The sequence below is a fragment of the Granulicella sp. dw_53 genome (assembly GCF_018449545.1).
Taxonomy (GTDB): Bacteria; Acidobacteriota; Terriglobia; order Terriglobales; family Acidobacteriaceae; genus Edaphobacter.
Map to the genome: position 1 here is coordinate 81411 of NZ_JAAVUR010000014.1, position 17072 is coordinate 98482.

The window sequence follows — 17072 nt, forward strand, 5'->3', positions numbered from 1 at the left end:
GGACCAAAGATGTGGAGAGACGGATGAGTGAACTTCTCAAGTACCCTGGCGAGTCCAGCAACGACGATCTACCACCAGAGGGTAAGGCGGCTGCGCACTCGCGCCGAACTTTTCTCTTCAAGCTTTCGGTCATGCTGAATGTCGTGGTCGGGAGTGTGCTGGGCGTTCCTTTAGTGGGTTACTTGTTAGGACCGGCGAGGAAGAAGAGCTCAGATGTCGGCTCGTGGGTCAGCCTCGGATCGACCAGCGGTTTTCCGGTTGGAGAGACGCGTCTCGTAGACTTTCAAAGTCCGGTTTCGAGTCTTGGCGATGGCGAAACCGCCAAGGTCGCGGCCTGGGTTCGGCGGATCTCCGCGCAGCAGTTTCAGGTCTTTGCGGTCAACTGCGCGCATCTGGGTTGCCCAGTGCGATGGTTCGCACAGTCAAAGCTGTTTATGTGCCCTTGCCACGGCGGCGCTTACTATGAGGATGGGGCGAGGGCTTCAGGGCCTCCGGAGCGGGGGCTCTTTGAGTATCGCTATAAGGTCGATGGCGATTCTCTGGTCATCCACGCGGGCGATATGCCGACGCTTGCAACGCAGGCCTCATGTGGCAAGAAGCCTTTGATCCAGATCGAGCCTGCTGCAGCCGACGAGACGAGGACTACTCCATGGCAAGCCTAAAGCAGCGCGGTGTTTCGGTTGTGCTGAAGGGCTATGAATGGCTCGAGCACCGGCTCGGCCTGATCAAGCCGATAGCGACGGCAGCGGGGCATCCGACGCCTTCCAACAATGCCAGTTGGTGGTATGTCTTTGGAAGCGCCGCGAGTGTGTTGCTTGTGCTGCAGGTTGTGACCGGCATCCTGTTGGCTCTTGTTTATAGCCCATCTGCGAACGAGGCCTGGGGAAGTTTGCAGTTGCTGAACCACAACGTGGCGTTGGGCTGGTATCTGCGTGCGCTGCATGGCTGGGGCTCGGACTTCATGATTGCCATCGTGCTGATCCACATGGTGCAGGTCTTCCTCTTTGGCTCCTTCAAGTTTCCCCGCGAGCTGACCTGGATCATCGGCGTTGTGCTGCTTCTTCTGACGCTCGGCATGGCCTTCACTGGGCAGGTGATGCGATTTGACCAGGATGCTTACTGGGGCCTTGGCATCGGGGCTTCGATTATGAGCCGCATCCCGTTCATTGGGGCTCCGCTGGTTCACCTTATGTTGGGAAGTCCCATCATTGGCGGCGCTACGTTGTCGCGGTTCTTTACGCTGCATGTCTTCGTCATTCCAGGCATGCTGTTGGCTGGAGTCGGCTTGCACATCTGGATGACTCTTCTGCATGGCGTCAGCGAGTGGCCGATGCCGGGACGGATTGTCAGCAAGGCGACCTACGAGCGCGAGTATCACGAGATGACGGAGAAGACGGGCATTCCTTTCGTTCCGGACGCGGCGTGGAAGGATGCGGTCTTTGCTGCCTCGATTCTCTTCGCGGTCATGGCCTGCGCGTTCTTCTTTGGACCCTTTGGACCGGGGGGACCGCCCGATCCGACGATCATTCAGACGGCTCCCAAGCCGGACTTTGCCTTCCTCTGGATCTATGCGGTGCTTGCCTTTCTTCCGCCGTCGATCGAGACGCCGGTCATGCTGGTGGTTCCTGTGCTCGCCATTGCGGGCATGTTGCTTCTGCCTCTGATTATGGGGGAGGGAGAACGTCACTGGGCGCGGCGTCCGGTGGCGGTGCTGATGGTCTCGGTCATCGCGGTATCGCTTGGCATCTTTACGCATCTCGGGACGTATACGCCGTGGAGTCCGATCATGAACGCCTGGACGAGCGATGCGATTCCGGCGAAGTATCTGCAGGGCCGTAGTCCGCTGGAGCGGCAAGGCGCGCTGGTGCTGCAGAACAAGCAGTGCCGCAACTGTCACGTTCTCGATGGAGCGGGCGGCCAGCGCGGTCCGTCGCTGGATGCGGTTGCTTCGCTCCTGACGGAGGATCAGATCATCCGGCAGCTGCTGCAGGGCGGCGGCAATATGCCTGCTTACGGCAATGCGCTTAATCCTTCCGAGACGAAGGCTCTCATGCAATTTCTTATGACGCTGCGTGGCAATGACCTTGCTCCGGCGGTGGATGCGTCGCGCAGCCTGGTGCATGCGGATCAGCAGTCTGCTCCTGTTGCTCCCGCGCCTCCTGCTGCTTCTGCGCCGGATGGGAAGACTCCCTAAAGCATGGCCGATCCTGTAAACGAGATGCTTGCAGACTGGTCTCTTCCGGTCTGGCTCACGCTATCGATTGCAATTACTGCGATCGTCTATGTGCGCGGCTGGATGGCTCTGCGACGGACTCGCGCTGCGCAGTTCGACGAGGTTCGACTTGCATCCTTTCTTTCAGGCCTCGGAGTTCTGTGGCTGGCGATCGGTTCGCCGATGGATGAGTTTGCCGATGCGCTGTTGAGTGCGCATATGGTCGAACATCTGCTGATCATGTCGGCTGTCCCGCCGCTTTTGCTCTATGGCTTGCCGGTGGTTCCACTGTTGCGAGGAGTTCCGCTGGGGTTGCGGCGTTCCGTGCTCGGTCCGCTGCTTCGACTGACGTTCTTGCGCAGGCTGGGACATTGGCTGGTTACGCCGGTCGTCGCGTGGCTTGCCATGAATCTTATGTACCTTGGGTGGCATGTTCCGGCGGCCTATGACTTCGCTCTGGAGCATGAGGGGTGGCATGCGGTGGAGCATCTGTGTTTTCTCAGCACTTCTCTTCTGTTCTGGTGGTGCATTCTGCGGCCTTGGCCTGCTCCGGCTCACCCCCAGAGCTGGGGTATTCTGATCTACCTGGTTGCGGCGGATATTGTGAACACCTTGCTCTCGGCCTTTTTGGCGTTTTGCGGGAGACCGGTGTATGGGTTTTATCTGGACCATCCCAATCCGTTTCAGATCGCGCCTCTCGATGACCAGGTGTTTGGGGCTTCGATCATGTGGGTTTTTGGGTCGATGGTGTTTCTGGTGCCTGCCGTTGTGGTCACTTTGCGGTTGATGGGGCCTAGTGGACGGCGGCCGGTTTATGGGAAGGTTCCTTTGTAGGCTTGGGTGGGAGACTGGGGCTAATGCCCCTTTGGGGTGGTTTTTTTCGTAGGGCTAAAGGCAGCGGCGTGCGGCTTTTCGAGTCAGACGCACATGATCGACCTCTTTCGGTCTCACATTGGCAAAACACCACTGCACTATCGCCGAAATTCGTAGTAATAACCCAGAATCGTAGGCTTTTCTAGAAGACCACGCCGCCATGAAGCCGCTATCGTCTTTATAGGAGTAAATGACCCATGGGAAACGATCTTCCTATCAATGCAGCTTATCCTGATCGCGTAGAAATCATCGATGCTCTATATCGACTTGTGACAGGAATCGACGATAATGATCCAGCCCTGCTCATGAGCAGTCTAACTAGTGATTGTCATGTGGATTATCAAAAAGCGGGTCAAATCATGGGGCTGAGTTTCCCGGTTTTCAACGACCGCGACGCAGCCGTAGAGACGGTCCTTGCCATAGTGGGCCCTCTGGATACCCTTCATAAGGTATCCACTTCTCGCGTCTGGGTAAATGGCGATACAGGCCATATGACTGCGGCGGTAGAGGCTCAGCATTTCCCGCACAATAACCGCTCACGACATCTGATGATGAATAGCCGTTACGAAGTGGAAGTCAGGAAAGAGGATGGTGCATGGAAGATATCAAGCCTTGTTTGTAATTTGGTTTGGTTCGATGGCGACCCTCAGGTGCTCGTGGACCATTTGCCAAAGTAAGAACCAGCCGGGATCGATTTCTGGAAGTATGTTGGAACCGTCGATCAAACAGAGTCCGACTCTACTGGAATTGACACAGGTTCCTGCACAGTTCCTGTACAACAGAAATATATACGTGATTATGTTCAAGTAAATCATTGCCGCGGAAAATTCTTATCATCGGCCAATAATGATAAGAATTTGTGTGAAGCCGGGAGGTGGGTTTAGTTGAAGCCTCGGCGGGTGCGGTTTTTGGCGTATTCGTCGCGTTCGGAGTCGCGGTCGCGGATCTTTTCGGCGTAGTTGGCGGCGTCGTTGTTGCGTTGTTTCTTTTCGGCGGCGGTGAAGCTGCGCTCTTCGCTACGGCTGATGCGTTTGTGGGCGTACATGCCTTCGAGGAGGAACTCGGCTGCGCTGACGGCTACTTCGGCGGAGGACTTGGAGTTGATCTTGAGGGGGGAGAGTTTCTCGAAGAGGCCCTGGATCTGCTGGAGCTCTTTTTGGCTGTCGGCGGCAGCCTGGGCGTCGTTGAGTTGGACGGTGCCGCCGAGATTGAACCACTGCTCGATCTGCTGGGTGTTGGTGGCGGCGAAGTACTGGTCGAAGACGCTGGCTACGCTGGTGCGGATGATCTCGCGGATGACGGTGTCGGCTCCGCGCATCTCGCCTTCGTATTCGAGCTCGATCTTGCCGGTGATGCCGGGGAGTGCTGCGTAGATGTCGCCGACGCGGGGGACGGCCAGGGTCTCTCCGTGGAGGAAGGCGCGGCGCTCGGCGTTGGAGATGACCAACTCCATGGTGGAGATGGGGAGGCGCTGGGAGACGCCGCTGCGCTTGTCGACTTTTTTGTCTTCGCGGGCGGAGAAGGCGATCTGTTCGACGATCTGACGAATGTAGTGGGGGATCTCGATGCCGTCGGTGGAGGGCTTTCCGGCCTTGTCCTTGTTGCGTCCGCTCCAGGCTTCCTGGGTGGTGATGGAGATGGCTTCGTCGATGGATTCTGGGTAGTGGGTGCGGATCTCGCTGCCGATGCGGTCTTTGAGGGGGGTGACGATCTTGCCGCGAGCGGTGTAGTCCTCGGGGTTGGCGGAGAAGACGATGGCGACGTCGAGGGGGAGGCGGACGGGGTAGCCCTTAATCTGGACGTCTCCTTCCTGCATGATGTTGAAGAGGGCGACCTGGATCTTGCCGGCGAGGTCGGGGACTTCGTTGATGGCGAAGATGCCGCGGTTGGCGCGGGGCAGGAGCCCGTAGTGCATGGTGAGCTCGGAGCCGAGGTCCTGGTTGGAGCGGGCGGCCTTGATGGGGTCGATGTCGCCGACGAGGTCGGCTACGGTGACGTCGGGGGTGGCGAGTTTTTCGACGTAACGCTCGTCGGGGGTGAGCCAGGCGATGGGGGTGTCGTCGCCGTGCTTGGCGATGAGGTTGCGGCTGAACTGGGAGATGGGGGCGTATGGGTTGTCGCGGAGCTCGGAGCCGGCGATGTAAGGGCAGGCGGGGTCGAGCAGGGTGGTGAGGGCGCGGAGGATGCGCGACTTGGCCTGGCCGCGGAGGCCGAGGAGGATGAAGTTGTGCTTGGAGAGGACGGCGTTGACGATCTGGGGGACGACGGTGTCTTCGTAACCGACGATGCCGGGGAAGAGAGGGGCTCCAGATTTGCCGTTGGTGCGCAGGCGGGCGATGAGGTTCTCGCGGAGCTCGTCTTTGACGGAGCGGGCGAGGCGGGCGGGAGTGAATTCAGAGCTGCGGAGTGCGCCTAAGGTCGTTGGGAGGGAGTTCGCCATGGAGGAAGTATAGATGTTTGGCGAGGAGGGATGGATTCGGGGTGTTGATCTGGCTAAAGTTATGGGTCAGGTTTTCCAGGTGAGTTTCGTTATCGGGACAGAACTGGCGAGTTTCCGGATGGCCTCCGGGGTGTCGGGTTCGGCGCCGGACTGGGTGGGCCAGTGGAGCTCGCAGTCTAAGGTACGCAGGGCGGGGCCGGTGTAGGAGGTGCTCCAGGTGGAGATGGAGAAGCCGGCCCGGTGCAGGGTGGTGCGGATCTCGTCTTCGGTGAGGTTGGGATTTTCTACCAGCTCGATGCAGAGGGTGGCGGTGCGGCGGGTGGGAAGACGCTTCTCGAAGTGTTTGAGCGCGGAGAGGATGAGGCACACGAGGATGGTTCCGGTGATCCCGAGGGCGATTTGGCCTCCGCCGAAGAGGAGTCCGAGGATGGTGACGAACCAGAGGGTGGCGGCGGTGGTGAGGCCGTGGACGAGGCCGTCGCGGCGAAGGATCGCTCCGGCACCGATGAATCCGATGCCGGAGAGAATGCCTAGGGGGAGGCGCATCAGGTCCAACTCGACGAAGGAGGTGGGCGGCTTGCCGGCTGTCGCAAGCAGGGCATTGGCCTGGATCATGGCGAGGGTTGCGGCCAGGCAGACGAGCATGCAGGTGCGGATACCGAAGGATTTGCCGTGTTCGTCGCGGTCGTATCCGATGAGGAAGCTGGCGGCGAGGGCCAGGAGGATGCGAAGGGCGATGTGCTGCCAGGTGAGGTTGACGGGCATCGTGGCTCCCAAGAGATTGGGTTAGATGCTGAGATCCTCGCGCATGGCGTCCATTTCGGCCAGGGCGTGCTGGTTATTGGTGCGGTTGGCGGCTGCGATTCCTTCGTGGAGGCGGGCGAGGGCTTCTTCGGTGCGGCCCAGCTTGGCGAGGGTCTGGGCGGACATCTGGAAGGCGGGTACGTAGTCGGGGTTATGGCCGATGAGGGTGGTGAATTCGGTGAGGGCGAGGTCGGGGTGGCCCTGGCTGATGTGCTCCATGGCGAGGCCGTAGCGGGCGAAGGCGTTGGTGGGGTCGAGCTGGAGGATTTCGTTGAGGGCTGCGATCTTGTCCATAGGGTTATGGTGCGACGTGGGTGGGGGATTGGCAAGTTCTGGAAGGCTTAACACCGATTTGCACGGATGATACCGATTTTAAGACAGGCAACGGCTTTCTTTGAGGATGGCTATGGTGCTCATGGTCGGGAGGAGGTGTGGGTGGCTGTAACAATTTAGAATGGTAGGAATGAGTGATGAGGGAGTTCAGCGGACGGTAGCGGAGTCGCAGTCGGAGCGGAGTGAGATTATCTTTCCGGCGGATGCGAATGCTTTGGGGAATCTGTTTGGTGGACGGCTAATGCAGTACATCGACCTGGTTGGAGCCATGGCTGCGAGCCGTCATGCGCGGGCTATCACGATCACGGCGAGTATGGACCATCTGGACTTTGTGGCGCCGGTGCATGTTGGGGATCTACTGATTCTGAAGGCGAGCGTGAATCGGGCGTTCCGGACTTCGATGGAGGTCGGCGTCAAGGCGATGGTGGAGGATGTGCGGGAGCAGCGGCTGAAGCATGTGTCTTCGGCGTACCTGACGTATGTGGCTGTGGATCCATCAGGGAAGGGTTTGGTGGTGCCGCAGTTGGTTACGGAGACCGAGCAACAGAGGCGCCGGTATGAGGATGCAGGGCGGCGGCGGGAGATGCGGGCGGGTGAGACGCAAAGGCGCAAGGAGATGCGCGCCGCTCTGCCGGCGGGTTGGTATGTGTAGAGGATTTAGGCGTTTATCCACAGATTGAGTTAACGGGCAGTAAGGGAGATCGATATGGGACATATGGGAGCAGGAGCACCGCAGGGGCCGCAGCCTTTGCCGGGAGTTGCGCATGTTGTGGCAGTGGGTAGCGGCAAGGGTGGGGTGGGTAAGACGACCGTTGCTGTGAATCTGGCTGTGGCCTTGGGGAAGCTGGGCTATCGGGTTGGGCTGATCGATGCGGATATCTATGGGCCGAATGTGCCGATGATGCTGGGCGTGACGCGTCAACCCAATGTGGTGGGGGAGAACCGAATTGAGCCGATTCTTTCGCATGGGGTGAAGTTTATTTCGGTGGGGCTGATCTCGCCGGGGGATAAGCCGATGGTCATGCGGGGTCCGATGCTGCACCAGATCATCCGGCAGTTTCTGCAGCAGGTGGAGTGGGGGGAGCTGGATTTTCTGATTGTGGATCTGCCTCCGGGTACGGGCGATGTGGTGATCTCGCTGGTGCAGACGGTGCCGTTGACGGGTGCGGTGGTAGTGTCGACGGGGTCGAGCGTGGCGCTGCAGGATGCACGGAAGGCTTTGGAGATGTTTCACCAGGTGAAGGTGGATGTGATTGGTTTGGTGGAGAATATGTCGCAGATGACGCTGCCGAGCGGAGAGGTGATCGACGTGTTTGGCGCGGGTGGGACGGAGCGGACAGCGGCCCAGTTTGGACTGGAGTTTTTGGGGGCGGTTGAGCTCGATCCGGCGATTCGGGAGGGCGGAGACAAGGGCCTGCCAGTGACGCTGGCGGGGCCGGAGTCGAAGCTGGGCAAGGACTTCTTCCAGGTGGCGGCTAGAGTTGCGGCGAGGGCGAAGGAGTTGGCTGCCAACAGCGAGAGTGTGTTGGAGATTACATAAGGATTTAACGTGGGGTTCGGGGTGAGATTCGCCGTTTGGCTTGACGGACGGCGTAAGCTTGTGTTGAGGGCTGAATATGGACCGATGCCCAGATGGAGGTAAGAGATGGCGAATGCAGACCGTATGACGACGCGGCAGCGGGCCATTCTGACCTCTATTATCGAGAGCTATATCGATACCGGAGAGCCGGTGGGGTCGGCGAAGGTGGCGGAGTCGATGGGCCGCGTTCAGAAGGGCGACGGCGCGGGGATGAGTTCGGCTACGGTTCGGAATGAGATGGTGGAGCTGGCGGAGGCGGGGCTGTTGGAGCAGCCGCATACGTCGGCGGGACGGATTCCGACGGCGCGGGCGTTCCGGATGTATGTCGAGGGCTTGAGCGGGGGGGCGAATCCTCGGGTGGATGCTACGCGGCTTTCGGTGCAGTCGCGGCAGCAGATCGATTTGAGCTTTGTTGGTGTAGCGGGGACGCAGGCTTTGTTGCAGCGGACTTCGCATGTGCTGGCCACATTGTCGAGTGGCGTGGGGGTAGCGATCGCCGCGGTGGCGGATGGGGATCTGTTGGAGCATGTGCATTTTTCGAGGCTGGCGACCAGGCGGGTATTGGCGGTTGTGGTGACGAAGAGTGGGTTGGTGCGGGACCGGGTGCTGGCGTTGGATGGGATTGGAGATAAGGACCTGTCGACGCTGGAGCTGGAGACCGCAGCTAACTTTTTGAATGAGAACTTCCGCGGGTGGAGCGTGGAGCGGGTGCGGGCCGAGGTGGCCCGGATGATCGACCGGGAGCGGAGCGAGTACCAGGTGCTTTTGGGGTCGGTGCAGCAGCTTTGGGTGAAGGCGGTTCCGGATAGCGACTCTGCGAATCGAACAGTTTATGTGGAGGGTGTGGCGAACCTGGTGGGAAGCCAGGGGGTGGGAAGCGTCGAGGACCGGGAGCGGCTGCGGGATGTGCTGGCTGCGCTGGAGGCGAAGCAGCGGCTGGTCGAGCTGCTGAATGCCTATATCGATGCCCGGCAGGAGAGTGTGAGGGTGGTATTCGATCTGGAGGAGCAGGTTCCGGAGATGGCGGGACTGGTACTGATTGCGGCTCCGGCGCGGATGGCGGGTGAGAGCCGCGGGACGGTGGGGGTGATTGGACCGAAGCGGATGCACTACGAAAACACGATGAATGCTGTGGGTTACATTGCGAATGTCTTCGATAGGATGCTGCATCCAGTGGAATGAGGGCAGCGATGGCGGATGAGATGGGGATTTGAGCGACAGGCTAAAGTTGGGACTGAGTGGGGTCTATGAAAATTGAAGAAGAGTTGGGCCGACTCGCGCGATGGGCGCGAATGGGCAACAATAGAGAAGGAAATAATAAAGATGCGCCAGCAGACTCACAAGGCGCGGAAGATTTGAGGAGCGAAGAACAGATGCAGGATGAGAAGACCGGACGGGACATTCAAGAGCCGGAGATGGTGACGGGAGACGAGTTTCCGCAGGACCGTGTGGCAGAGGCGCAGGAAGATGGCGTGGGCCAGGCGGAGCTCGAACAGGTGAAGGCGGAGCGGGACCAGTTGCTGGACCGGCTGGCCCGGCTGCAGGCCGAGTTCGACAATGCGCGGAAGCGTGAGATGCGGGAGCGCGCCGATTCGCGGGACTATACGATCTCCAGCACGGTGGAGCCGTTTCTGGGCGTGATGGACAACTTCCAGTTGGCCTTGCGGGCGGATGGTACCGTAGAGCAGCTTCGCAGCGGTGTGGAGCTGATTCTAAAGCAGATGGAGGAGGCACTTCGAGGGTTGAATGTGCAGCCGGTGGAGACGGTGGGAGCGCAGTTCGACCCACGAATCCATGAGGCGCTGGGTAGCATCGAAACCAAGGAGTTCCCCGACCATCAGGTTTTGGAGGAGATTCGGCGCGGTTACAAGATACGGGAGAAGCTACTGCGCCCGGCGCTAGTTCGGATCGCAGAGAATCCGGACCAGGTTTCAGACTAAACACCTCACCAGTGGGTAAAATGCTGTGGGCTGGTTGTGGCGAAGACACATATTAGAGGTTTCTTGATCTGTATGAGTTCGGTGCCAGTTTTTGGAAGAGAGATCTGAGAGATGAGTGCGACGGCAGACGTGACGAAGATTGATTACTACGAGTTGTTGACGGTTTCGCGGGATGCTTCCGACCAGGAGTTGAAGACCGCGTATCGCAAGCTGGCGATGCAGTACCATCCCGACCGCAATCCGGACAATCCGGAGGCGGAGGAGAAGTTCAAGGCCTGCAGCGAGGCTTACCAGGTGCTAAGCGACCCGGAGAAACGGGCCGCGTACGACCGGTACGGCCATGCGGCGTTCAATGGCGGTGGAGGCGGCGGAAATCCATTTGCGGGCGGCGGGTTTGCCGGCGGCAATGCGCAGGACCTGGGGGATATCTTCGGCGACCTGTTCGGCGAGATGTTCAACATGGGCGGCAGCGGCGGACGCAAGGCTTCGCGGGTACAGCGGGGACGCGATCTGCGCTACGACATGACGCTGGAGTTCGAGGAGGCGGTCTTCGGGAAGGAAAAGGAGATCACCATCCGGCGGATGGAGACCTGCGTCGATTGCAAGGGCACGGGAGCGGCCAAGGGTAAGTCTCCTGTGACTTGTACACAGTGTGGCGGACGTGGCCAGCAGAGGTTCCAGCAAGGGTTCTTCTCGGTTGCGCGGACGTGTTCGGTGTGCGGCGGTACGGGCACTCTGATCGTCGATCCGTGCATGACCTGCAAGGGCGAGACACGGGTCCAGAAGGAGCACAGCATCCTGGTGAAGGTTCCGGCGGGCGTGGAGCAGGATACTCGCATCCGGTATCAAGGCGAGGGTGAGGCTGGGAAGTTTGCGGGCCCCGCAGGGGATCTTTACGTTGTGCTGAATGTGAAGGCGCACAAGTTCTTCGAGCGGGATGGCGATGACCTGCACTGCGTGATGCCGATCTCTTTCCCTCAGGCGGCGTTGGGTACGGAGCTGGAGATCCAGACGCTGGAGGGTCCGGCGACGATCAAGGTTCCGGAAGGAACGCAGAGCGGCAAGACGTTCAAGCTGCGTGGCAAGGGTGTTCCGCACCTGAATGAGCACGGCAAGGGCGATATGATCGTCGAGCTCCGGGTTCAGACGCCGGCCAAGCTGAACAAGCAGCAGAGGGATTTGCTGCGTCAGTTGAGCGAGACGATGGTGGTCGAGAATACCCCGCACTCGCGGGGACTGTTTGAGAAGGTCAAGGACATCTTCAGCTAAAAGGTCAGTTAGATCGATCTAATTGGATCAAAGAGGCTCTCCTTCCGTGTCACGGTGACTCCGTGAGATGGGGAGAGCTTTTTCTTTTAGTGGGTTTCCGTTGCTCCGGAGGCATGTCACGAGAGCCGGATCTTATATCGCTCCGGGGGATGCAAAGAGGGCAGGAACCGGGGGTTACACAATTGGTTCGGGGCGCGAAACGACGCTCTCCGGCGATGGGAGCCAACTCTCTGTTTTATGAGGACATATACCGGTTTACGGTGTGCCGGTATCTTTTTACCGAATATCCATGGTCCAGTAATGATCCTGAAAAAAGCAACGGATGCCCGGGGTGGGGCATCCATCCTAGCATGCACGAAGATTCGTTAAGTCAATTTCCTTCAACGTTTACCGGGAATTGACGAGGGTCAGAAGTGTTGGAGAAAACATGCATAAATTTTTATTGAGCTTAGTGATTGCATCGTCTACGGCGATGTATGCGCAGGGTCCTGCAGATACAAATGCCACAACGCCAGATACAACGCCAGAGTTGTCCTCGACTTCTGCTCCGGCCGTGGCGACCGCGACTGTGGCGGAGGCACCACAACCTGCTGGCCAAGGCTCCGGGGAGTCCAGGAGAAAGTATTTTAGTGTCTTCGATCTTCGCCGCGAGAGGGCTCCGATCGGTTCGTTTGCCGCTACCTTTACCTACGCTGACACCTTTGGTCTCGCGGGTCAGAATCGCAGCCTGATGGGCTGGACGGCGACTCCGGAGATTAATTTCACGAAGTACCTGGGATTGCAGGCGGATTTTACGAGCCTTTATGCACGGGGAATCTATCCCGGACAGAATCGCTTCTTGATCGCTGCTGGCCCCCGCGTCACGTTCGCACCCCACTCGAAGATCACTCCGTTCGTCTTCGGCGAAGGCGGAGAGATTCGTCTGACGACCAAGGCGAACAACTCGCGCGATTGGAACCCAGTCGCCAAGGCTGGAATCGGATTGGATTACAAGCTTGCTCACGGGTTTGGATTTGAATTGATCCCGGGTGAGTACATCGGACAGCGACAGGACGACGATACTTGGCTGAATAGCTACAGTGCGCGTGCCGGTATCGTGTTCAACTTCTATCGCTAGAAGTGATCTAAATATCTAAATCTGAATAAATAAATATGGGTTAGCCCAATTGGGTGGCGGCGATTGCTATAGCAGCAATCGCCGCTGTTTCTGCGCGGAGGATGCGAGGGCCCAAGGTAACGGGTAACCATTGGCGATCTACGAAGAGGAACATCTCTTCGGGCGCCCAGCCTCCCTCCGGGCCGATGGCCAGGGCTGTCTGTGAGGTGGAAGATGAAGTTTGCAGGGCAGCCAGGAGGGTGGTGGCTTGCTCGGTCTCGGAGAGAAGGATGCGGGTGGGGCTGGTCTCTCGTTCGAGGGCAAGTTTGAGGGTGACGGGTTCGGCGATCTCGGGGATGTCGGTGCGGCGGGATTGTTTTGAGGACTCGAGGGCGATGCGGCGCCAGCGTTCGACACGCTTGGGTGCGGCTAGGCTCAGGTGTTTTTCGGTGCGGCGGGCCAGGATCGGGGTGATCTTGGCGATCCCTAACTCCGTGGCCTTTTCTATGGCCCATTCCAGGTGATCGAATTTGAAGATGGCGATGAGGAGATGGAGCGGGAGGGCGGAGCCGGACTCCAACTCTTCATGGAGGGTGAAGACGACCTGCTGCTCGGATGCGCTGACGATTTCGGCGCGGTGGAGGAAGCCGTTGGCTACGACGTCGTAGATCTGGCCAGGTTCGGCGCGGAGGACGCGGGCGAGATGGACCGCCTGATCGCCGATGAGGGTGGCGGAGGTGGCGGTTCCGGTTGCGGGGGACCAGGTGTCGGCGATGAAGCGGCGGCGAGTCATGACTTGGGGATGGGTACGATGAGGGGCTGCTGGTGGTAGAGGGCGATGCTGAGGGAGGCGGACTTGCGCTGCTCCCAGGCGTGCTGGCTGGCGGGGAAGTGGAGCAGGATGATGCCTTCGGCGGATTGACCGGGGTCGATGCGGGTCTCGCGCAGGAGGAGAGGGACGCCTTGCTGGCCGACGAGGGATTTCAGCGCGGGGAAGCTGGCGTAGAGGTTGGGGATGTCGAGCTTTTCTATTCCGTTGGCGGTGACGTCTTCGGCGGGGGTTCCGTCGGGGTTGGAGGGGGTGAGGGTCGCAGTGAAGTCTTTGAGGAAGAGAGGAAGCCTGAGGCGGTTGTCGATGTGCAGGGTGACGAGGACGTAGAGGTCGTCCTGAGCGGTGTCGCGGCCGACGATGGTGGACTCGGACTTGAAGACGGTGTGTGCGGAGTAGACGGCTGTCTTTTTGACCGCAACGTCAGCGGTGGTATGGGGGGTGAAGAGGAGCATGAGGCCGCCCGCTATGACCAGAACTACAACGGCGAGAAGGATCGGGGTCGCCAGGTTGCGGCGAACGGGTTGGGAGAAGGTAAGGTCGGCCACTTGATTCAGGGTAACGGGTAAAGGGGCAGAGGGTAAAGGTGAGGGCGGAGGTTTATAGGCGGATCAGGCTTTCTGGACGACGTACTCCTCCAGCAATACCGTGATGAGCGCGGCGGTGGGGACGGCTACGAGAGCGCCGACGATGCCGGCGAGGGCGGTTCCGATGAGCAGGGATACGAGGATGGTGAGACCCATGAGATTCACGCTGGATCGCATGATGCGGGGGATGAGGAAGCCGTTCTCGATGTTGAGGTAGATGGCGTAGAAGATGAGGACGCCTGCCATCTTGGTCCAGGAGTCCAAGGCGGCGACGAGGGCGGCGAGCAGGATGGTGAAGATGCCGCCGGCCACGGGAATGATGTTGAAGAGCCCCATGAGGACTCCGAGGAGCAGAAAGTAGCGGACGTGCAGGATGCCAAAGACGACGATGCTGGCGACGCCGAGGATGAGCATCAGAAGGCCCTGACCGAGGAGCCATTTGCTCATTTTGACATCGGCCTTAAGGAGGGTCTGATTGAGGCGAGGGCGATGTTCGCGGCTGAAGAGGGAGAGAAAGAAGTGGTACGCGTACTCGCCTTCTAGCATGAAGTAGACGCAGAGGAAGAGGGCGGTGAGGATGTCGAACATGTGGCTCAGCCAGGCGGGGAGTGAGGTGAAGAGGTATCCGGCTGTTGCGGAGAGGGCGCCTTCGGTGCGCTGAGCTACGGACTCGATGCCGATGTGGTCGGCCATGGGGATTCGTTTGAGCTTGGCTACGACGGCGGGGATGCGTTGAGGTAGTTCGGTGGTGAACTCGCGGAGGTCGCGCAGCACTGGCGGCAGGCCGAAGGTGAAGAACAAGGTGAAGGCGAGGATGACGCCTACGAGGAGGATCAGGATCGAGACCGGCCGGGAGGGGTGACGGCCGCGGATCTGCAGCTTGGAGATGCTGTTGACGATGGGCATGAGTACGACGGCGAACAAGGCGCTGACGTACAGGATCTCCAGTTCCTTGGTGAGCTTCCATGCGAGAGCGAGAAGCAGCAGGATGACGAAGGTAAAGAGAATGTGTCCACGGACAGCGATGCGTGTTGCCTCCGGCTGCTTTGCGGGAGCGGCGGGCTCAAGGTCGTAGGAGTCGGACTGGGGAGGATCTGAGATGAGTTTGGACAGCGCGTGCTCCTGTCTGATGACGCGGGATCTCGCAGCTTTGCGAGGGACTAGTGGCTATGATGCCGTCCGTTGCGTTAGCGTCTGCGCGGAGCCGGGTTTTTCAAGGCTTTCAGTAACGCTTCGACGGTCTCCTGGGGGGTGAGGTTGGAGGTCTCGAGGGATAGGCCGGCGAGACGGACGTAGAGCGGATGACGGGCGGCGAAGCGGGCGTGGGCGGCGTCAGGGTCGGCGAGGACGGGACGGACGATGTCCTGGAGGACGCAGCGGTCGAAGAGGGTGGGAAATGGTGCGTCGAGGAAGATGGTGAAGGTGCCGGGGGTCTGCTCGAGGAGGAGGCGGTTGGTGAGGCCTTCGGGGGTGCCTCCGCCGAGAGCGATGACGGTGGAGCGATGGGTAAGGGCTGAGGCCAGGGCCGAGGATTCGAGCCGGCGGAAGCGGGTCTCGCCATGGACGGCGAAGATGTCGGGGATGGTGGAGCCGGTGCGCTGTTCGAGGTGCGCGTCGAGGTCGAGAAAGGTCCATCCGAGGCGGGCAGCGAGGAGGCGGCCTACGGTGGATTTTCCTGCTCCCATGAAGCCGGTGAGGACGATGCGCTCCAGAGATGGCGGGAGGGAGGGGGTTTCAGCGGCGATGGTCTCGGTTTGGGTGGCTGGCTCGGGCGACGGGGGCTGAGATTCGGTCGAAATCATGGTCGTTCTCCGTAGTTTAGTAGTTTCTGCTGCTTTCAAACCAGTTCTTTGCAACTGCAAACAAAAGCCGCGACCTTTTGGGGGTCGCGGCTCGGGAAGATCGAAGACTCTGAAGTGCGTTTAGCTTTTTCTCAGAGATTCATGCGAAAACTCCGCCCGGCCGCAGATACGGGCCAATAGCAGAGGGTAAAAAACACGGACTGGAAGCTCTTCGACATGCTTGAGGTAGCGTACACGCGGTAGAAGTGAGTTGCAAGCGAATCTTTAAGTCAAAACGCTCGCTTTTAGCTAGGCAGGGGAGGCGAAGAGGGAAAACCGCCTTCGGCCTGTTCGGATTTGAGTTTGTTCTGGATGTTGCTCCAGACATCGTCGCTGGGTTCGTCCTGGGCGGGTTCGAGCAGCATGCGGGCTTGATCGGCGATGTACTGCAGATCGCGAACCAGGGCGGAGCAGTTTTCGCAAGTGTCCAGGTGGGCTTGCAGATTTGGATCGGAGGGGACCCCGCCGTTTCCGGATGCGAAGAGCTCAGGAAGCTGCTCCTGAAACTCAGCGCAAGACATCGTTGACTCGAGTTGCTGGGAGTTCTTCATCGCACAGCCTCCTTCAGAACGGCCGGCTGGAGCGACTGGCCGGATTCACGGAGCAGTTCGCGAAGCTTGAGTCGGGCCTTATGCAGTTGAGATTTGCTATTACCAGTGGAGCATTCGAGCATAGTTGCGATCTCATTGTGTTCGTAGCCCTCGACATCATGCAGGACGAAGACCATGCGGTAGCCGGGGGGAAGGGAGGCAACGGCACGCTCCAAGGTGACACGGTCGACGGAGCCGGTGAGATGGGGATCGCGACTACCGAAGTCGCGCTTGGGGGCGTCGTCTTCTGAGGGATTGATGGTCTCTTCCAGAGAGACAAGTTGCAGGCCCTTTTTGCGGAGCTGCATGAGAACCAAATTGACAGTGAGGCGATGGAGCCAGGTAGAGAAGGCCGATTCGCCGCGGAAGCTGCCGATCTTGCGAAAGAGATGGAGGAAGGCCTCCTGGGTCATGTCTTCGGCTTCCGAGACGTTTCCCAGCATGCGCAGGCAGAGGGTGTAGACCCGGCGCTTGTGGAGGGCGTAGAGCTTGGAGAATGCCTCCGGATCGCCGGCCTTTGCTGCTTCTATAGCTTCGGCTTCTCCGGCGATGGGGGGATTACGTTTAAAGAGACCTTGCGCGGCTCTCGGCTCGGTGGCCGGGGGAGTCGCGGGAGGCGTTTGTAAATTGACTGGGCTGGATTCTGAGCTCATCGTTACGGTCATCGCCTCTTCTCGTT

Annotated in this window: 19 protein-coding genes; 10 read left to right on the forward strand and 9 right to left on the reverse strand. The window is 59.6% G+C overall.

Annotation, left to right across the window (positions count from 1 at the left end):
* Positions 1-23 precede the first annotated feature (23 nt).
* The 4 genes from HB393_RS19450 (at position 24) to HB393_RS19470 (ending at position 3762) form a co-directional block, all read left to right on the forward strand.
* Positions 24-662, forward strand: coding sequence for a Rieske 2Fe-2S domain-containing protein (locus HB393_RS19450; protein WP_213806862.1), 639 nt, complete (start codon positions 24-26; stop codon positions 660-662).
* Positions 650-2194: a cytochrome b N-terminal domain-containing protein gene (locus tag HB393_RS19455; RefSeq protein WP_213806863.1), complete on the forward strand. Its 1545-nt coding sequence runs from the start codon at positions 650-652 to the stop codon at positions 2192-2194. The genes HB393_RS19450 and HB393_RS19455 overlap by 13 nt, the downstream gene beginning before the upstream one ends.
* Before the next feature lie 3 nt (positions 2195-2197).
* Complete coding sequence (locus HB393_RS19460; protein ID WP_213806864.1) at positions 2198-3046, forward strand: cytochrome c oxidase assembly protein; 849 nt, start codon at positions 2198-2200, stop codon at positions 3044-3046.
* Positions 3047-3282: 236 nt separating this feature from the next.
* Positions 3283-3762, forward strand: coding sequence for a nuclear transport factor 2 family protein (locus tag HB393_RS19470; RefSeq protein WP_213806866.1), 480 nt, complete (start codon positions 3283-3285; stop codon positions 3760-3762).
* A gap of 203 nt (positions 3763-3965) precedes the next feature.
* On the opposite strand, the gene HB393_RS19475 is transcribed toward HB393_RS19470, so the two are convergent.
* From HB393_RS19475 to HB393_RS19485, 3 genes are all read right to left on the reverse strand, one after another.
* Positions 3966-5525 (reverse strand): sigma 54-interacting transcriptional regulator, encoded by a 1560-nt coding sequence (locus HB393_RS19475; protein ID WP_213806867.1) that lies wholly within the window; start codon positions 5523-5525, stop codon positions 3966-3968.
* Positions 5526-5591: 66 nt separating this feature from the next.
* Complete coding sequence (locus HB393_RS19480; RefSeq protein ID WP_213806868.1) at positions 5592-6290, reverse strand: MgtC/SapB family protein; 699 nt, start codon at positions 6288-6290, stop codon at positions 5592-5594.
* A 21-nt stretch (positions 6291-6311) separates the two neighbouring features.
* A complete protein-coding gene (locus tag HB393_RS19485) occupies positions 6312-6623 on the reverse strand; it encodes a tetratricopeptide repeat protein (RefSeq protein ID WP_213806869.1) in 312 nt (103 codons plus the stop codon).
* A gap of 169 nt (positions 6624-6792) precedes the next feature.
* Between HB393_RS19485 and HB393_RS19490 the strand changes: the two genes are divergently transcribed.
* From HB393_RS19490 to HB393_RS19515, 6 genes are all read left to right on the forward strand, one after another.
* A complete protein-coding gene (locus HB393_RS19490) occupies positions 6793-7314 on the forward strand; it encodes an acyl-CoA thioesterase (protein ID WP_213806870.1) in 522 nt (173 codons plus the stop codon).
* A gap of 54 nt (positions 7315-7368) precedes the next feature.
* Complete coding sequence (locus tag HB393_RS19495) at positions 7369-8202, forward strand: Mrp/NBP35 family ATP-binding protein (protein ID WP_213806871.1); 834 nt, start codon at positions 7369-7371, stop codon at positions 8200-8202.
* A 105-nt stretch (positions 8203-8307) separates the two neighbouring features.
* The gene (gene hrcA / locus HB393_RS19500; RefSeq protein WP_213806872.1) at positions 8308-9423 is read left to right on the forward strand and encodes a heat-inducible transcriptional repressor HrcA; all 1116 of its coding nucleotides are present in this window, start codon (positions 8308-8310) and stop codon (positions 9421-9423) included.
* A 233-nt stretch (positions 9424-9656) separates the two neighbouring features.
* A complete protein-coding gene (locus tag HB393_RS19505) occupies positions 9657-10181 on the forward strand; it encodes a nucleotide exchange factor GrpE (protein WP_213806926.1) in 525 nt (174 codons plus the stop codon).
* A 129-nt stretch (positions 10182-10310) separates the two neighbouring features.
* A complete protein-coding gene (gene dnaJ / locus HB393_RS19510; RefSeq protein ID WP_345945326.1) occupies positions 10311-11450 on the forward strand; it encodes a molecular chaperone DnaJ in 1140 nt (379 codons plus the stop codon).
* Between the two features lie 427 nt (positions 11451-11877).
* The gene (locus tag HB393_RS19515; protein ID WP_213806874.1) at positions 11878-12567 is read left to right on the forward strand and encodes a hypothetical protein; all 690 of its coding nucleotides are present in this window, start codon (positions 11878-11880) and stop codon (positions 12565-12567) included.
* A gap of 40 nt (positions 12568-12607) precedes the next feature.
* Here the strand turns inward: HB393_RS19515 and HB393_RS19520 are convergent, their stop codons facing one another.
* From HB393_RS19520 to HB393_RS19545, 6 genes are all read right to left on the reverse strand, one after another.
* Complete coding sequence (locus HB393_RS19520) at positions 12608-13339, reverse strand: RsmE family RNA methyltransferase (RefSeq protein WP_213806875.1); 732 nt, start codon at positions 13337-13339, stop codon at positions 12608-12610.
* A complete protein-coding gene (locus HB393_RS19525) occupies positions 13336-13923 on the reverse strand; it encodes a hypothetical protein (RefSeq protein ID WP_213806876.1) in 588 nt (195 codons plus the stop codon). Before HB393_RS19525 ends, HB393_RS19520 begins: the two co-directional genes overlap by 4 nt.
* 63 nt (positions 13924-13986) lie before the next feature.
* Positions 13987-15093, reverse strand: a complete 1107-nt coding sequence (locus tag HB393_RS19530) for an AI-2E family transporter (RefSeq protein WP_345945327.1) — start codon at positions 15091-15093, stop codon at positions 13987-13989.
* Between the two features lie 56 nt (positions 15094-15149).
* Positions 15150-15764 carry a shikimate kinase gene (locus HB393_RS19535; protein ID WP_213806877.1) on the reverse strand — a complete coding sequence of 205 codons (615 nt, stop codon included), beginning with the start codon at positions 15762-15764 and terminating at the stop codon, positions 15150-15152.
* A 284-nt stretch (positions 15765-16048) separates the two neighbouring features.
* Positions 16049-16354: a hypothetical protein gene (locus HB393_RS19540; protein WP_213806878.1), complete on the reverse strand. Its 306-nt coding sequence runs from the start codon at positions 16352-16354 to the stop codon at positions 16049-16051.
* Positions 16351-17058 (reverse strand): RNA polymerase sigma factor, encoded by a 708-nt coding sequence (locus HB393_RS19545; protein ID WP_255551380.1) that lies wholly within the window; start codon positions 17056-17058, stop codon positions 16351-16353. The genes HB393_RS19540 and HB393_RS19545 overlap by 4 nt, the downstream gene beginning before the upstream one ends.
* Positions 17059-17072: the final 14 nt, after the last annotated feature.

Coding starts and splice junctions, on each gene's coding strand:
- HB393_RS19450 (WP_213806862.1), top strand. CDS start 24: ATGAGTGAACTTCTCAAGTACCCTGGCGAGTCCAGCAACGACGATCTA.
- HB393_RS19455 (WP_213806863.1), top strand. CDS start 650: ATGGCAAGCCTAAAGCAGCGCGGTGTTTCGGTTGTGCTGAAGGGCTAT.
- HB393_RS19460 (WP_213806864.1), top strand. CDS start 2,198: ATGGCCGATCCTGTAAACGAGATGCTTGCAGACTGGTCTCTTCCGGTC.
- HB393_RS19470 (WP_213806866.1), top strand. CDS start 3,283: ATGGGAAACGATCTTCCTATCAATGCAGCTTATCCTGATCGCGTAGAA.
- HB393_RS19475 (WP_213806867.1), bottom strand. CDS start 5,525: ATGGCGAACTCCCTCCCAACGACCTTAGGCGCACTCCGCAGCTCTGAA.
- HB393_RS19480 (WP_213806868.1), bottom strand. CDS start 6,290: ATGCCCGTCAACCTCACCTGGCAGCACATCGCCCTTCGCATCCTCCTG.
- HB393_RS19485 (WP_213806869.1), bottom strand. CDS start 6,623: ATGGACAAGATCGCAGCCCTCAACGAAATCCTCCAGCTCGACCCCACC.
- HB393_RS19490 (WP_213806870.1), top strand. CDS start 6,793: ATGAGTGATGAGGGAGTTCAGCGGACGGTAGCGGAGTCGCAGTCGGAG.
- HB393_RS19495 (WP_213806871.1), top strand. CDS start 7,369: ATGGGACATATGGGAGCAGGAGCACCGCAGGGGCCGCAGCCTTTGCCG.
- hrcA (WP_213806872.1), top strand. CDS start 8,308: ATGGCGAATGCAGACCGTATGACGACGCGGCAGCGGGCCATTCTGACC.
- HB393_RS19505 (WP_213806926.1), top strand. CDS start 9,657: ATGGTGACGGGAGACGAGTTTCCGCAGGACCGTGTGGCAGAGGCGCAG.
- HB393_RS19515 (WP_213806874.1), top strand. CDS start 11,878: ATGCATAAATTTTTATTGAGCTTAGTGATTGCATCGTCTACGGCGATG.
- HB393_RS19520 (WP_213806875.1), bottom strand. CDS start 13,339: ATGACTCGCCGCCGCTTCATCGCCGACACCTGGTCCCCCGCAACCGGA.
- HB393_RS19535 (WP_213806877.1), bottom strand. CDS start 15,764: ATGATTTCGACCGAATCTCAGCCCCCGTCGCCCGAGCCAGCCACCCAA.
- HB393_RS19540 (WP_213806878.1), bottom strand. CDS start 16,354: ATGAAGAACTCCCAGCAACTCGAGTCAACGATGTCTTGCGCTGAGTTT.
- HB393_RS19545 (WP_255551380.1), bottom strand. CDS start 17,058: ATGACCGTAACGATGAGCTCAGAATCCAGCCCAGTCAATTTACAAACG.